The organism is Nocardiopsis moroccensis (assembly GCF_055763695.1).
The window spans coordinates 5,917,062-5,932,839 of sequence record NZ_CP199747.1; the positions used below are offsets into that span (position 1 = coordinate 5,917,062).

Sequence of the window (15,778 nt, forward strand, 5' to 3'; positions counted from 1 at the left end):
CGGTCCGGGCGCGCGGGCAGGGATCCGGCGGATCCCTGCCCTTTCCGGCTTACAAGAGGGTTAACTGATAGTTCCTGTCGGGCGACAGTTGGTGACGAAAGCCCGTAAGCTGTGCAACAACGCTCCGGATATGGACACAGACATATCTCGGATATCGGTCATGAGGATTCTGATGAAGGACCCCATCGGCACCCGGGACATCGGCCCCCGGGTCGGGACGCCGCTCTGGCTCTACATGGCGGCCGCCACCACCGCCGGGGCGGCGCTGCTCGCCTTCTCCAGCCTCGAACTCGGCCTCGAGCAGCTCGCCAACCTGGCGGGGGAGCCCCTGGTATGGGTGCTGCTGTGCATGGTGACCCTCGGCGAGCTGAGGCCGATCGCCATGCCCGGCCAGGCGCCCGGCAGCGGGGCGCCCACTTCGCTGCCCTTCACCTTCGCACTGGTCATCTTCTACGGGTTGCCCGTCGCGGCCCTCCTGCAGTGCGCCGCCACCGTCGTCGCCGGGGCGGCCCGCCGCCACGCGCCCCACCGCACCGCCTTCAACGCCGCCCAGTACGTCCTGACCCTGGGAACCGCCGACGCGGTGCTGCGCCTGACACTCCCCGGGATCGTCACCTCCCCCTGGCTGCCCGCCGGGGGAGAACTCGTCGCCATCGCCCTCGCCGGGGCGGCGTCGTTCCTGGTCAACCGGGTCCTGGTGCTGTCCGCCGTGGCCATGCACGAGCGCGTGCCCCTGCAGCAGGTCATGTTCAAGGGCCTGGGCCAGCAGGTCTACGTGAACACGGTCCTGCTCAGCCTGTCCCCGCTCATCGTCATCGCGATGACCCACTCGGTGCTCTACGTCCCGCTGTTCGCCTTCCCCCTCGGCGCCCTCTACACCAGCGCCCTGCTGTCGGTGAAACGCGATCACCAGGCCAACCACGACGAACTCACCGGCCTGGCCAACCGCAAACTCCTCACCGTCCGTGCCCGCCAGGAGGTCGCCCAGGCGCACCAGCGCGGCACCCGGGTCGGTCTGCTCCTGCTCGACCTGGACCGGTTCAAGGAGGTCAACGACACCCTCGGCCACCCGACCGGGGACCGGTTCCTGCAGACCCTCGCCCGTCGCCTCACGCACAGCGTCCGCCCCGCCGACCTGGTGGCCCGGCTCGGCGGCGACGAGTTCGCGATCCTGCTGCCCCAGGTGCGCGACACCGCGTCCGCCCGCGAGGTGGCCCTGCGCCTGCGGGGCGCGCTGTCCGAACCGGTACGGATGGACGGCATGGACTTCGACCTCCAGGTCAGCACCGGTATCGCCCTGTACCCCGACGACGCGCCCGACTTCGAGCTCCTCATGCAGCGCGCCGACGTCGCCATGTACGTCGCCAAGGCCGACCGCACCGGGGTGGAGAGCTACGACCCCGGCAAGGACCGCAACTCCACCGCACGGCTCAGCATGTACAGCGAGCTGCGCAGGGGCCTGGCCGACGGCGCCCTGGAGATGCACTACCAGCCCAAGGTGTCCCTGGCCGACGAGCGGCCGATCGGCCTGGAGGCCCTGGCCCGCTGGCGCCACCCGCACCGTGGCCTGCTCACCCCCGACGAGTTCATGCCGGTGATCGAGCACTCCAACCTGTTCCGCGCCTTCACCGGGCAGGTCCTGGACATCACCCTGGCCCGCCTCGCCCAGTGGCGGAAGGCGGGGCTCACCCTTCCCGTCGCGGTCAACCTGGGCGTCCGAGAGCTCCTGGACCCCGAACTCCCCGAGACCGTCGCGGCGGCGCTGCGCGAGCACGGCGTCCCACCCGAGCAGCTGGTCCTGGAGATCAGCGAACAGACCCTCATCACCGACCTGGACGCCACCACCGGGGCGGTCGAACGCCTGCGCTCCCTCGGCGTGGGACTGGCCCTGGACGACTTCGGCACCGGCCACTTCACCCTCGCCCAGCTGGCCGGGCTGCCGCTGGACGAGGTGAAGATCCACGGGTCGTTCACCGCCCGCCTGGTCGACGGCACCGCCAACGGCCGCACCGTGGTGCACGGGGCCATCGCCCTGGTCCACGCCCTGGGCATGCGCACCACCGCCGAGGGCGTACAGACCCGGGCCCTGGCCGAGGCCGCCCGCGACACCGGCTGCCACGCCGCCCAGGGCCACCACCTGGCCCGGCCGATGAAGGCCCGCGACGTCCCCGCCTGGATGTCCGCCCACGACACCGGTACTCCGGTCTAGCGACCGGTCCTGCCCTCATCGTGAAGAGGGCGTCTGGTCGCAGGTCGGGACGACGGCACCCCGAGAGCGCCTGGTCCTCCCGGGGTGCCGTGATGTGGTGCGGTGCGGATGTACGGATCAGTCGGAGATCCACGAGCCGTTTGCGTCCCGCACATAGCCCTCGACCGTGCCCGTGACTCCGATCGTGCCATCGGTCATCACGGAGAGCTGAAGCTGGGCGCTCGCCTCGCCGGGGACCGGCAGTGTCATCTCGATGGCGTTGTCCGGGTCGTTCGCCGACGCGGCGCAGCCGCTGGTGACGGCGACGACGGTGGAGAGGTCGTCGCTGACGTAGGAGCCGAACTCCGGTGCGGACTCGTCGAAGTCCGACACGGGACGGGCTCCGTCACTGGGGCTGGGGAGGTCGAACACCCCGATCAGGCGGGTGGCCTCCGGCTCCTCGTGCTCTTCGAAGGAGTCGAGGTGGCGGTCGATCATGGTCTGCCCGGTGTCACCATCCACGTATCGACTGGCGACTTCCCTGGTCAACAATGGCACTGCCCACACCGAGAGTGATTTCTGTATGTCGCTTTCGCTGCGGCCCTCTTCGACGCCGCGCTCGATCACCTCGTCGACAATCACGATGGCCTCGTCGATAGACGAGACGGTCTCGTCCGGCAACGCCCCGTTGATCTGCTCGATGATTCGTTCCTCCTCCGCTGCTCTGCGGGCTTCGGCGGAGCTCGGTTCGAGGAGCCGTTCGGCACCGTCGGTGCCGTACGTGATGGCGAGGTCCGCGGCGCAGTATTCGACGCCGTCGACCTCGCGTGCGGTGATCAGGATCTCGTCGACGGCGAGGTCCTCCGCATCGGATCCCATTGCCTCGCGCAGATCGTCGGGGACGCGGACGACCAACTCGTTCGAGGGCTCGACGCCCTCGGACTGGAACTCGAAAACGGTACCGGACGACTCCGCGCTCGCAGGGGAGTCCGAATCGTTTCCGTTGGAGCAGCTGGTGAGCACCAGACTCGTGACGACTCCGAAAACGGCGAAGGCCTGGGGGGTCTTAGTGAGGTTCATGAGGTCTTTTCGCCCACGAATGCCGGGCGCGGCTCCTTCCGATCAATGTTCCGGAGGGGGCTCGGGGATCAGGGGGCGATCGAGGATGACCATCGCATTCGAAAAGTACACGACCGGTAACACATTGCTCCGCGCGCCCCAGCGGCTCACGCCGCCACCGGGGAGGTCGAACGCCTCCGCTTCCTCGGTGTGGCCCTGGCCGAGGCGCACGTGAACCGGTACCCCGTCTAGCGATCGGTCCTGCCCTGTAGCGGGGTACCCGCCGGGCGGGGACGGGTGCGCCTCCCCGCCGCCTCGAGTGGAGGCCGCTCATCACATCAGGCTTTTTGTTAAGCGTACTTGTCATATAGACAAGCACACTTTACAGTCGTGGGTATGACGAAATTAAGTGTGCGTGAGTGGGTCCTGATCGTCGCTGGGACGGTGGCGTTCTTCGCTGCGTCGGTGGTGGCCGGAGCGTTGCACGCGCTCGACGCGCTGCCGTCGTGGACGGGATGGGTTCTGGCGGTCGTCGCGATCCTCGGACTGGTCGTGCTGGTCACGACGACCGTGCGGGCGCTGCTGCGCGGAGACACGGAGGGCGTCGAACGTCAGGACGCGGCGCGGGCCTCGATGGTCACGGTGCTGGTGGTCGTGGTCGCGGGGCTCGGGTACGCGCTGTTGGAGGCGTTCGCCGGGCTGCCACGGGTGACGGCCGCGGTACCTGCCGCCGCCGCGGGGCTGGTGTGGGTCACCGTGTTCGTGTGGCGCCAGCCGGGCGGTGAGGCAGAGTGATCGCCAATCGCCTGCCGGTGCTGCGTGCAGAACGCCGGTGGAGCCAGGCCGAGCTCGCGGAGCGGATCAACGTGTCGCGTCAGACCATCGTGTCGTTGGAGAAGGGCCGGTACGAACCGACGTTGAAGGTCGCGATGCGCCTGTCAGCGGTGTTCGGCGTGGTGATCGAGGAGATCTTCACCCCTGACCCGGAGGACCTCGAGCTCGTCCGCCCCGACTAGCGGGCCTCGACTCGGTCGGGGACCTGAACAGGATTGACGGCGAACCGGGTGTCATGGGCCTCAGGTGACGGGGAGCGGGCCCGCGGACCGGGCTGGGGCCAATAGGATTGGGCTGATCATCCGTCCGCCGAAGAAACGGTTCTCATCTGATGACCGCCATCACCCGCGATGAGGTCGCGCACCTCGCACGGTTGTCGCGGCTGGCGCTCGACGAGAGCGAGCTCGACACGCTCGCCGCCCAGCTCGGTGACATCCTCACCGCCGTGGCCAAGGTGCAGGAGGTCGCCCAGGGCGACATCCCGCCGAGCTCGCACGCCCTGCCGCTGACCAACGTCTACCGCCCCGACGAGGCCAGGACCGGCCTCACCCCCGAGCAGGCCCTGGCCGGCGCCCCCGCGGTGGAGGACCAGCGTTTCCGGGTTCCGCGGATCCTTGGGGAGGAAGAGTAGATGAGCGACGTCATCAGGCTCAGCGCCGCAGACCTCGGCGCGGCCATCAAGGCGGGTGAGGTCTCCTCCGAGGAGGCCACCACCGCCTACCTGGACCGGATCGAGTCGGTCGACGGCGACATCGGCGCCTTCCTGCACGTGCGGCGTGAGACCGCCCTCGACCAGGCCCGCGAGGTGGACGCCAAGCGCGCCGCCGGTGCCGACCTGGGCCCCCTCGCCGGTGTGCCGGTCGCGCACAAGGACGTGTTCACCACCAAGGACATGCCCACCACCGCCGCCTCCAAGATCCTCGAAGGCTGGCAGCCGCCCTACGACGCCACCGTCACCGAGCGCCTGCGCGGGGCCGGGTTGGTCATCCTGGGCAAGACCAACATGGACGAGTTCGCGATGGGCTCCTCCACGGAGAACTCCGCCTACCACCTCACCCGCAACCCGTGGGACACCGGACGCATCCCCGGCGGCTCCTCCGGCGGCTCCTCCGCGGCCGTGGCCGCCTTCGAGGCACCCCTGGCCACCGGCACCGACACCGGCGGCTCCATCCGCCAGCCCGCCGCCGTGTGCGGCCTGGTCGGCGGCAAGCCGACCTACGGCGGCTCCTCCCGTTACGGGATGATCGCCTTCGCCTCCTCCCTGGACACCCCGGGCCCGTTCGCGCGCAACGTGCTGGACGCCGCCCTGCTCCACGAAGCCTTCTCCGGCCATGACCCGCGCGACTCCACCTCCATCGACGCTCCGGTGCCCGCGGTGGCGGACGCCGCCCGCCTCGGAGACGTCGAGGGCCTGCGCGTCGGCGTGGTCAAGGAACTGGACAGCGACGGATTCCAGCCCGGCGTGCGCCAGCGCTTTCGCGAGACCGTGGAGCTGCTGGAGTCCCTGGGCGCCAAGGTCGTCGAGGTGTCCTGCCCGAGCTTCGACGCCGCCCTGTCGGCGTACTATCTCATCGCGCCCAGCGAGGCCTCCTCGAACCTGGCCCGCTTCGACGCCATGCGCTACGGCCTGCGTGTCGGCGACGACGGCACGCGCAGCGCCGAGGAGGTCATGGCGCTCACCCGTGCCGAGGGCTTCGGCCCCGAGGTCAAGCGCCGCATCATGCTGGGCACCTACGCCCTGTCGAGCGGTTACTACGACGCCTACTACGGCAGCGCCCAGCAGGTGCGCACGCTGATCAAGCGCGACTTCGACGCCGCCTTCGAGAACGTGGACGTGCTGGTCTCGCCGACCACACCGACCACCGCGTTCCCGATCGGCGAGCGCTCCGAGGACCCGATGGCCATGTACCTGGCCGACCTGTGCACCATCCCGTCCAACCTGGCCGGGAACGCGTCGCTGTCGGTGCCGTGCGGCCTCGCCCCGGAGGACGACCTGCCGGTCGGCTTCCAGATCATGGCGCCCCCGCTGGCCGATGACCGCACCTACCGGGTCGCGGCCGCCGTCGAGCGCGCCCTGACCGAGCGGGACGGTTCGCTGATCGCCCGCAGCCCGTACGCGGTCGCCTGACAGTGGTCGGACACGCGGCCCGGCGCACGTAAGCGCCGAAAGCCCCGCGCTCCCGGATGGGGGCGCGGGGCTTTCGCGTGTTTGGGGGTTGTGGTTGGGGTTCAAGACCCGTTGTGGTGTGGGGGGTCTTGAAGCCTAATCACAGACCGTTTGAAGGAGCACCCGCGCAGCCCCCTCTACCCCAGCGGGGTTTCCCGCTCCCAACCACCGGAAACGGCAGAGGCCCGCCTCCGTGAGGTTTCACGGAGGCGGGCCCTGGTAGTGCCCGCTGGGCGGGACCGGTCTGGGGGTGGTCCCTTAGACGTCGGTCTCGCTGTCGCCGGCGGCTGCCTTGCGCTTGCGGCTCAGGTAGATGGCTCCACCGCCGGCGCCCAGGGCGGCCACGCCGGCCGCTACCAGTCCGGCGAGCGCGCCACCGGTCACCGGCAGGGTCGGCTCGTCGTCCTTGGGCGGGGTCGGCTTGTCATCGCCCGGCTCCCCGGTCGGGGTGGGCTTCGGGTCCGGCTCGTCGGTCGGGGTGGGCTCGGGCTCCGGCGTCGGGGTGGGCTCCGGGGTCGGCTCCGGGGCGGGCTCGTCGGCCTCGGACCACTCGACGGAGGCGGTCGCGTCGACGGTTACCTCGCTGTCCTGGGCGGTGATCAGCGTCTGGGTCGCCTTGTGGCTGTCCTCGCCCTTGAACAGGCGGCCCTGCTGGACGGTGGCGGTGGTTTCCAGGGAGAAGGAGGCCTCGCCCGCCTCGGCGTCCTCGGGGACGGCGAAGCCGACCTTGGCGCCGTCGTTGACGGTTTCGCCGACCGGTTCGCCGGTGGACAGGTCGATCAGCTCGACGCCCTCGGGGGCGTCCAGAGCGATCGGCACCTCGGCGGAGCTGGTGGAGATGGCGAATTCACCCACCGTGTTACCGGCCTGGCCGGTGGCGCTGTCCGGGGTCACGCTGAGGGTCGGGGCGGGCTCCTGGGCCATGGCCTCGGCGTTCTCGACCAGGTAGTCGTAGATCCCCTTGACGTTGCCGCGACCGCGGTTCAGGTCGGCGCCGTTGCTGTAGTGCCAGATGGCGGCCTGGGTGGCGGCGAGCGCCTCGGCGTCGGTGACCCGGGCCGCGTTGGCGCCGTTGGCGGCCTCAGCCAGGTCCTCGGCGCTCACGTTCGGGTAGCCGTGCTGGAGGATCCAGTGGACCTTTCCGGGCTCGGCGAACTCGCCCTTGCCCGGGTAGTTGGCCCATTCGCCCTCCTGGTACCAGGCGGAGGAACGGACGCCCGTCTCGATGTCGATGCAGTAGGTGATGAGTTCGCTGCCGTCCTCCAGGCGGAGCCTGAAGAGGTTCGTGCCGACCGTGTCGACGTTCATCGTGACGGTTTCGCCGGACTCGTGGCTTCCGACGTACTGCGCGCGAACGGAGCCCTCGTAGGTTTCCACGGGCTCCGCAGCGGCCGGAGCGGCCATGCCGAAGGCCAGCAGGGCCGCGGCGGAGAGTGCGAGACCCGCGCGACCCGCGGAGGGGGTGATGGGGGAGTGCTTCACGTCGTGTCCTGTCGTGGTGTGCTGTGCCGCACAGCCCTGGGGGAGTGCGGCAGCGGGCAGGGAGGAGGGCACGCTCGGGAGGGGCCGGAGCGGCTTCGGATCTCGGATGAGTCCGATGGCACAGCAGGAGTGGTTTGTGCCTGACCGATATTACTGATTTGTTCAGTGGCCTCCAAGTCTGCTCCGAGGTGATGTTCGTGTCTCCGGTGTCCTCCCTGCCCGGGGCCGCAGGGCGCGGGCGCGCCGGCTCCCGGAAACGGCAGAGGCCCGCCTCCGTGAGGTTTCACGGAGGCGGGCCCTGGTAGTGCCCGCTGGGCGGGACCGGTCTGGGGGTGGTCCCTTAGACGTCGGTCTCGCTGTCGCCGGCGGCTGCCTTGCGCTTGCGGCTCAGGTAGATGGCTCCACCGCCGGCGCCCAGGGCGGCCACGCCGGCCGCTACCAGTCCGGCGAGCGCGCCACCGGTCACCGGCAGGGTCGGCTCGTCGTCCTTGGGCGGGGTCGGCTTGTCATCGCCCGGCTCGGTCGGCTCCTCGGTGGGCTCCTCCGGCTCGGTGGGCTCGTCCGACGGCTCGTCCGTCTCGGACGGCTCGTCGGTCGGGGGCGGGGTCTCGCCCGGGCCCTCGGTCCAGGAGGCGGTGGCCGAGGCGGAGGCGGTGGTGCTGCCGCCCTCGGCGGTGATCAGCGTCTGGGTGGGCTTGTCCGGGTCCTTGCCCTGGAAGAGGCGGCCGGTCTCGACCGTCGAGGTGCTTTCCAGGCTGAAGGAGGCCTGGCCCTCGTCGGCGTCGGCCGGGACCGAGAAGCCCACGGTGTCGCCGTTGCTGACGGAGTCGACTTCCTCGCCGGTCTCGACGTCGACCAGCTCGACGCCCTCGGGGAGGTCGTCGCCCAGGATGACCGGGATGTCGGAGGCGTTCGTCTGGATGACGAACTCGCCCACGGTGCCGCCGGCCTCGCCGGTGGCCTCGTTCGGGGTGATGCTCAGGGCGGCCTCGGGCTCCTCGGTCTGCGGGAGCTCCTTGGCGTTCTCGGTCAGGTAGGCGAAGACCTTCTCGACGGCCTCGCTGTTGCCGTCGCCGAGGCCCATGTCGTTGCTGAAGTGCCAGATGGCGGCCTGGGTGCCCGCCAGGGCGTCCTCGTCGCTCAGGCCCTCGACACCCGCGGCCGCGCCCAGGTCGCCGGCGCTCACGTTCGGGTAGGAGTTCTGCAGGATCCAGTGGACCTTGCTGGGCTGGGCGAACTCGCCCTTGCCCGGGTAGTTGGCCCAGTCGTCCTCCTTGTACCAGGCCTTCCACCGGATGTCGGTCTGGAAGTCGATGCAGTACGTGGTGAGGACGGTGTCCTGGTCCTTCAGCTGCAGATTGAAGAGACTGGTCGGGGCCGAGGCGCCGTCCATGTGGACCGTCGGGCCTTCTTCGGCGTTGCCGATGTACTGGCCTTCGACGGAACCCTCGTAGGTCTCCACCTCCTCGTCGGCGGCCGCGGGAGCGGCCAGACCGAGGGCGAGGAGCGCCGCGGCGGAGGCGGCGAAGCCAGCGCGTCCGGCGGTACGGGGAAGGGAGAAAGTACTCAAGTCGTATCCCGGTGTGTTCTAGGGGTAACCGGATGGTTTTCGTTCGCACGGCTGTGCGCAGCCGAGGAACAAGAGCGAGGGCCACAGCACTGCGATTGCGGGGGTCGGTACCGCATGGAGTGTTCTGCGGTCTTCGATGGGTCACCACGAGGCATTCGAAGCGTCGCTGCGCAAACGTGGGTTCGATCGCGCAGGACGGCTCAGGGTGCCAGGGGAACGGGCTACTCGCTGTGGGTGCCAACGCTGGACTGATACTAGCGATCCCCGTGGGTGCTTCCAACCCGTTTCGTCGAAAAATGCCGCGATCTGGTCAGAAAAAAATCACTTCACAGATTGACCAAATTGTGCCCTTTTGGAGCGCAACTGAAAGCGCTTCAACGCGTCCTTCGCAAGCGTTCAGTCGCGCCGTTTACGGCCCAGAACCAGGATGAGCAGGCCAGATACAACCAACGCTCCGGCGATAACCAACAGGCCGGACAGCCAGGTGCCGGTGAAAGCCAGACCGCCCGCGGAGTTGTTGTGGTCATCCGTTTCCGGGGTGGTCACCTCCCCTTCCACCGTGGGTTCGGGCGAGGTCCGGCCGCGCGCCTCGGGCACCTCGGGTTCGGTCGTCTCCGGCTCGGTCACCTCGGGGACCTCGGCGGCCTCCTCGCGGCGCCAGGTGAACGTCGCGGTGGTCGAACTCGTCGCCGAACCCGCCTCCGCGGTGATCAGCGGTTGTGTCCGCACGCCCTCCCTGCCGGTGAACAGGCGGCCCTCCTCCAGGGGAACCCGGTCGCCGCGCACGTGCAGGGTGGCCACTCCGGCCGGGACCGACGGGTCCACGTCGAGGAAGACCTGGTCCCCGTCGAACGCCTCGGAGACCTCCCGGCCCTCCGCGTCGACCAGCCATGACGCCGGGGCCCCGTTCACGGACAGCCGCAGGGGCGCCTCGCTCGGGGTGGAGATCGTCAGCGGTCCCAGCGGCTCCTCGGGGGCGACCACCTCCACCTGCGCCGGGGAAACCTCCAGGGAACGGGCGGTAGCGCCGCCCTCGGCGTCAGCACTGCCCTCGACCAGGTGCGTGTAGAGGGCGAGAACGTCCTCGTTGTTGTTGTCCGGGTCCAGTTCCACCCCCTCCAACACGTTCCACAGCGCGGCCTGGGTCGCCGCGATGGCGTGCGCCTCCTCCAGGTCCGCCGAGCCGAAGTCTGTTGCCAGGTCCGGCAGGTCCAGGTTGGGGTAGGAGTTGGTCACGATCCAGTTGGCCCGGTCCGCGGGGGCCGCGGTACCGCCGGCCCGGGTCCACCCCGGGCGGTCGGCCCACGCCGACTCCACGTAGGCGGTGCGCGGGCGCAGCTCCTCGTCGACGACCAGCGCGTAGGCACGCACCGAGTCCTCGTCGGCCACGCGCAGGCTGAACAGCGCCGTGTCGGTCTCGGCCCCGTCGGAGAGTACGAGGGGGGAGCCTGCGACCGGGTCGCGGTCCACTCGGGAGAAGTCGTCGGCTGCGGCCGGCGCTGAGGCCAGTGAGCCGATCAGTGCGGAGGCTGTGAGCAGCGCGACGCACCGACGCAGTATGCCGGACATGCTCGGGCGCTCCTGTGCGATGGGTGGAAGAGGCGGAAGCCCCTACCGGCGAAATCGTGTTCCTGAGCAATCAAGACTAACGGTCCGGCACTTCCTGCACCGGTAGAACACCTCTACAGCGGCCCAATCGTGCACTGGCCGTAACATCCGTCAGGTGTGCCACACCCGGGAACGGGGCCGGCGGGCCTCTCAGCCTCGGTAGGCTGACCTGGAAGGTATGTCCTCTACGGAAACGGGTTTGCGGCGATGGCCCACGCGGTAACTCCTAGCCCTGCCAAGACCGGTGGCGACCCCACCCCGGTGGCCTATGAGCAGGCGCTGACCAGGTACGAACCCGTGCTCGGGCTGGAGACCCACATCGAGCTGGGTACCGCCTCCAAGATGTTCTGCCCCTGCCCCACGGCGTTCGGCGCCGAGCCCAACACCCAGGTGTGCCCGGTCTGCCTCGCCTTCCCGGGTTCCCTCCCGGTGGTGAACGAGAAGGCCGTGGAGGGCGCGATCCGGCTCGGCCTGGCGCTCAACTGCTCCATCGCCCCCTGGGGGCGTTTCGCCCGGAAGAACTACTTCTATCCGGACATGCCGAAGAACTACCAGATCTCGCAGTACGACGAGCCGATCTGCGTCGACGGCTACCTCGACGTCACCGTCGACACACCCGACGGCCTCCGCGAGTTCCGTGTGCAGATCGAGCGCGTCCACATGGAGGAGGACACCGGCAAGTCCTCCCACGTCGGCGGCTCCACCGGCCGTATCCACGGCGCCAGCCACTCCAACGTCGACTACAACCGCGCGGGCATCCCGCTGCTGGAGATCGTCACCAAGCCGATCACCGGCACCGACGACCTCGCGCCCCTGGTCGCCCGCGCCTACGCGGCCGAGCTGCGCGACCTGGTCCGCTCGCTCGGCATCTCCGACGTGCGCATGGAGGAGGGCTCCATGCGCTGCGACGTGAACGTCTCGATCAACGAGCGCGGCGCCGACGAGTGGGGCACCCGCAGCGAGACCAAGAACGTCAACTCCCTGCGCTCCGTCGAGCGCGCCGTGCGCTCGGAGATCGAGCGCCAGGCCGGTGTCCTCGACGCCGGGGAGCGGGTCGTGCAGGAGACCCGCCACTTCCAGGAGAACCTCGGCCGCAGCACCTCCGGCCGTTCCAAGGAAGAGGCCCAGGACTACCGCTACTTCCCGGACCCCGACCTCGTCCCGGTCGCCCCGTCCGAGGAGTGGATCGAGGAGCTGCGTGCCACCCTGCCCGAGCTGCCCGCCGCCCAGCGCGCCCGGGTCAAGGCCGAGTGGAACCTCTCCGACACCGAGCTGCGCGACCTGGTCAACGCCGACGCCATCGGTCTGGTCGAGGCGACCGTGGCCGAGGGTGCGCCCTCGGCGGAGGCCCGTAAGCTGTGGCTGAACGAGCTGTCCCGCCGCGCCACCGAGCAGGAGGTCGAGTTGGCCTCCCTGCCCATCACCCCGGCCCAGGTGGCCCGGGTCATCGCCCTGGTAGCCGAGGGCACGCTCACCAACAAGCTGGCCCGCCAGGTGGTCGAGGGTGTCCTCGCCGGCGAGGGTGAGCCCGACGCCGTCGTGGAGTCCCGCGGTCTGAAGGTCGTCAGCGACGACGGTGCCCTCGGTGCCGCCGTGGACGAGGCCATCGCCAACAACCCCGACGCCGCGGACAAGGTGCGGGGCGGCAAGGTGGCCGCTGCCGGGGCCCTGGTCGGCGCCGTCATGAAGGCCACCCGCGGGCAGGCCGACGCCGGCCGCGCCCGGGAACTCATTCTGGAGAAGCTTTCGGGCTAGCGCACCGCCAGGCGCCCCCCGGCGCGAGCCGGGGGGCGCCTGGCGGTGCGGCGTTCCCATGCCTGAACGCATGATGATCACTCGGAGTGACGGTTCTGTCGTCATCTCTCATCCGGTCCTCAATCGCTGTGTGACCTTGGTTGCGTAGGGTGTCCACGCACGGGGGGTGGGCGGTCCGGGCAGAATCCGCCTGCTGCCGTTCGTCCCGGTCCCGCGAGAATCCTGGGCGGCAACCCGCGGTGCGGCACGGCGCCGCGTCCTGATTCGAGTGATCACGAGGTGGGTGCTCCATGTTCGAGCAGAGAGCGCGACGGCGGCCCAGGGCCGCGCGGTTCGCGACGCACCCGCTGGGAGGCCAGTGATGGGTATGAGGGCACGCCGCTTGTGGTTGTTCGGGTTGGGTGCGTTTTTCCTGGTCTACCTTCTGGGAACCCTGGTCCGGGTGGGCGAGTCCACGCTGGCCGCCGCCATGGGGCAGTGGCCCACCGCAGTGGTCGCCGGAGCCGCTGGGGGATCCCTGCTGTACGCCTCGCGGCGCTGGGCGCGGACCGGTGCCGACCGGGCCGCCCACGTGGACGGGGCGGACGGATCCGCGGCGCTGCGGTTCCTCGGACTGGCCGCGCTGGCCTGGTGCGCGGGTGGTCTCACTCACGCCGTGACCCGGTCGTTCAGCGGATCCTCGGTCCTCTCTCTCACCCTGGGTGACCTTTTTGCGCTGGCGGCCCTGCCACTCTTCGTGATCGGCTTCACCCGGTTCGCCCCCTGGCCCGGGGGCCTGCGTACCGCCGTACGGCACATCATCGACAGCTACGTGTGCGCCGCCGCGGTCTTCTCGGTGGTGTGGGTCCTGCTGTTCTCCCCGTTCTACCGTGAGCTGGGCGAGGGGGCCGGCTTCCTCGGCTTCGCACTGGTCTACCCGGTCGCCGACATCGTGGTGCTGTGCCTGCTCATACCGCTGGTCTTCATGTCCCCGCACAGCACCCGACGCGCGGTGCTCGTCGCGATCGGCGCGCTCGTCGTCATCGCCGGATCGGACATGCTCGGCGCGGTGACCCGCCTGACCGGGCCACCGGTGGCGGGCGGTCTCGAACAGCCCGTGCGCTTCCTCGGCTTCGGCCTGCTGGGCGCACTGCCCTGGCTGGTGGAGCACCGGCCGGGCGCCGCCCCGCGCCGGATCACCGGCCGCGGGCTGTACCGGTTCGCCCCGGAGATCGCCGCCGTGGGCGCGGTCTTCGCGGCCACGCTGGTGCTCACGGTCTCGGCCCTGCGGCTGCCCGACGTCGCCCCGGTGCTGCCGCTGGCCGCCGGTACCGCGGTACTGGTCCTGTTGCTGCGCGTGATCGGGTTGCTGGAGGAGAACTCCACGCTCGCCCGCATGGTGCGCAACCGTGAGGGGCACTTCAACGAGCTCGCCCGTAACAGCGGCGACGTCATCCTGGTACTGGACCGCGACGGCGGCGTCCACTACATGAGCCCGGGCACTGCGGAAGCGTTCGGCTACCGGCTGGAAGACGTCCTCGCGGCTCCGGTCACCACTCTTATCCACCCCGAGGACCTGGGGCGGACCAAGGCCGTCACGGACCTGTTCACCGAGCGCGCCAGCCAGGGGGTACACCTGCGGTTGCGGGTGCGCGCCGCGGACGGGACCTGGCGGCACACCTCCTCGACGGTCTCCCTGTACGAGCAGCCGGGCGAACCCGATCGGCTGCTGGTCACGACCAGTGACATCAGCGCCCAGGTCGCCCTGCAGGACCAGGTGCAGCACCTGACCTTCCACGACGGGGTGACCGGGCTGCCCAACCGGGCCTACCTGGAGGAACGGGCCAGTGACGTGCTCGCGCACCGCGCGATCAGCGAGGAGTCCCCGGGGGACGTGGCGGTGATCTTCCTGGACCTGGACGGGTTCACGGCGGTCAACGACTCCGCCGGCCACGTGCGCGGTGACCACATGCTGGGCCAGGCCGCCCGGCGCCTGCGCGGTGAGCTGGGCACCAACGCGACCCTGGCGCGGTGGGGCGGAGACGAGTTCGCGGTTCTGGTCGAGGACGTGCCCAGGGCCCAGCAGGTGGTGGACCTGGCTGAGCGGCTGGGCCGGGTGATCGCTTCCGAACCCTTCCAGGTGGCCGACCGGGACATCGTGCTGACCGCCAGTATCGGGGTGGCCTTCGCCGAACCCGCCACGGACAGCGGTGAACTCCTGCGCAACGCCGACGTGGCGATGACCAGGGCCAAGGAGCGCGGGGTCGGGAACGTGGAGGTCTACGCCGCACACATGCACGACATGGTCGTGTCCCGGCTCGAACTCCAGATCCGACTGCGCGAGGCGCTGGCGGGCGGCGAGTTCTACCTGGAGTACCAGCCGATCGTGGACCTGGGGACCTCCCAGGTACGGGCGGTGGAGGCGCTGGTGCGCTGGGACCGCGACGGTGAGACGGTGGGTCCGGACGAGTTCCTGGGCCCCGCCGAGGAGTCGGGCCTGATCGTGCCGCTGGGGGAGTGGATCCTCCGGGAGGCCTGCGAGAAGGTCGCCGTGTGGCGGGTCTCGGACTGGGACATCGGCCTGTCGGTGAACCTGTCCGTCAAGCAGGTGCTGTCGCCGCGGTTCGTGGAGACGGTCGAGGGCGTGCTCGGCGAGTCCGGTCTGGCCGCGGGGGCGCTGACCCTGGAGGTCGACGAGGAGCTCCTTCTCGACGCCGAGGAGGACTCGGTGGAGCGCCTGGGGGAGCTGCGTGAACTGGGTGTGCGGCTGGCCATCGACGACTACGGCATGGGGTACGCCTCCCTGGCGCACCTGCGCGAGCTGAGCGTGGACGCCATCAAGATCGACCCGTCGTTCATCGCCGACCTGGGACGCGATGACACGGTCACGCTGCTCACGCACACGATCATCCAGCTCGGCCGCGACTTGGGCGTCCAGGTGGTCGCCGAGGGCATCGAGCGCCCCGAGCAGCTGGAGCAGCTCCGGGTGATGGGCTGCGACCACGGCCAGGGCTTCCTGGTCGCCCGCCCCATGCCCGCGAGCGGTGTGGAGTCCCTCGTCGGCGGCGAGGCCGGGGCGAACCTCTAGGGCGATCCGGGGCCAATGCGGATATAGCGGCGTTCACCTGCGGGAATG

At 70.0% G+C, this 15,778-nt stretch carries 11 protein-coding genes; 7 read left to right on the plus strand and 4 right to left on the minus strand.

What is annotated here, in order from left to right:
- Positions 1-172 precede the first annotated feature (172 nt).
- Complete coding sequence (locus ACUKCB_RS26195; RefSeq protein ID WP_473041146.1) at positions 173-2,209, plus strand: putative bifunctional diguanylate cyclase/phosphodiesterase; 2,037 nt, start codon at positions 173-175, stop codon at positions 2,207-2,209.
- A gap of 117 nt (positions 2,210-2,326) precedes the next feature.
- Here ACUKCB_RS26195 and ACUKCB_RS26200 read toward each other — a convergent pair whose 3' ends face one another.
- Positions 2,327-3,268: a hypothetical protein gene (locus tag ACUKCB_RS26200; protein WP_473038205.1), complete on the minus strand. Its 942-nt coding sequence runs from the start codon at positions 3,266-3,268 to the stop codon at positions 2,327-2,329.
- Between the two features lie 375 nt (positions 3,269-3,643).
- On the opposite strand from ACUKCB_RS26200, the gene ACUKCB_RS26205 reads away from it, so the two are divergent.
- The 4 genes from ACUKCB_RS26205 (at position 3,644) to gatA (ending at position 6,209) form a co-directional block, all read left to right on the plus strand.
- On the plus strand, positions 3,644-4,042 hold the full coding sequence (locus ACUKCB_RS26205; RefSeq protein ID WP_473038206.1) for a hypothetical protein: 399 nt from the start codon (positions 3,644-3,646) through the stop codon (positions 4,040-4,042).
- Positions 4,039-4,263 (plus strand): helix-turn-helix transcriptional regulator, encoded by a 225-nt coding sequence (locus ACUKCB_RS26210; protein ID WP_473038207.1) that lies wholly within the window; start codon positions 4,039-4,041, stop codon positions 4,261-4,263. Before ACUKCB_RS26205 ends, ACUKCB_RS26210 begins: the two co-directional genes overlap by 4 nt.
- A gap of 149 nt (positions 4,264-4,412) precedes the next feature.
- On the plus strand, positions 4,413-4,712 hold the full coding sequence (gene gatC, locus ACUKCB_RS26215; protein ID WP_191274162.1) for an Asp-tRNA(Asn)/Glu-tRNA(Gln) amidotransferase subunit GatC: 300 nt from the start codon (positions 4,413-4,415) through the stop codon (positions 4,710-4,712).
- Positions 4,713-6,209 (plus strand): Asp-tRNA(Asn)/Glu-tRNA(Gln) amidotransferase subunit GatA, encoded by a 1,497-nt coding sequence (gene gatA, locus ACUKCB_RS26220; RefSeq protein ID WP_473038208.1) that lies wholly within the window; start codon positions 4,713-4,715, stop codon positions 6,207-6,209. It abuts the gene before it with no gap.
- Positions 6,210-6,506: 297 nt separating this feature from the next.
- On the opposite strand, the gene ACUKCB_RS26225 is transcribed toward gatA, so the two are convergent.
- The 3 genes from ACUKCB_RS26225 to ACUKCB_RS26235 form a co-directional block, all read right to left on the minus strand.
- Positions 6,507-7,730 carry a thioester domain-containing protein gene (locus ACUKCB_RS26225; RefSeq protein WP_473038209.1) on the minus strand — a complete coding sequence of 408 codons (1,224 nt, stop codon included), beginning with the start codon at positions 7,728-7,730 and terminating at the stop codon, positions 6,507-6,509.
- A gap of 340 nt (positions 7,731-8,070) precedes the next feature.
- The gene (locus ACUKCB_RS26230; RefSeq protein WP_473038210.1) at positions 8,071-9,300 is read right to left on the minus strand and encodes a thioester domain-containing protein; all 1,230 of its coding nucleotides are present in this window, start codon (positions 9,298-9,300) and stop codon (positions 8,071-8,073) included.
- A gap of 396 nt (positions 9,301-9,696) precedes the next feature.
- A complete protein-coding gene (locus ACUKCB_RS26235) occupies positions 9,697-10,869 on the minus strand; it encodes a thioester domain-containing protein (protein ID WP_473038211.1) in 1,173 nt (390 codons plus the stop codon).
- Positions 10,870-11,169: 300 nt separating this feature from the next.
- Here ACUKCB_RS26235 and gatB point away from each other — a divergent pair, with 300 nt between their 5' ends.
- Positions 11,170-12,663 (plus strand): Asp-tRNA(Asn)/Glu-tRNA(Gln) amidotransferase subunit GatB, encoded by a 1,494-nt coding sequence (gatB, locus tag ACUKCB_RS26240; protein WP_473041147.1) that lies wholly within the window; start codon positions 11,170-11,172, stop codon positions 12,661-12,663.
- A 361-nt stretch (positions 12,664-13,024) separates the two neighbouring features.
- Positions 13,025-15,730 carry a putative bifunctional diguanylate cyclase/phosphodiesterase gene (locus ACUKCB_RS26245; protein WP_473038212.1) on the plus strand — a complete coding sequence of 902 codons (2,706 nt, stop codon included), beginning with the start codon at positions 13,025-13,027 and terminating at the stop codon, positions 15,728-15,730.
- Positions 15,731-15,778 lie beyond the last annotated feature (48 nt).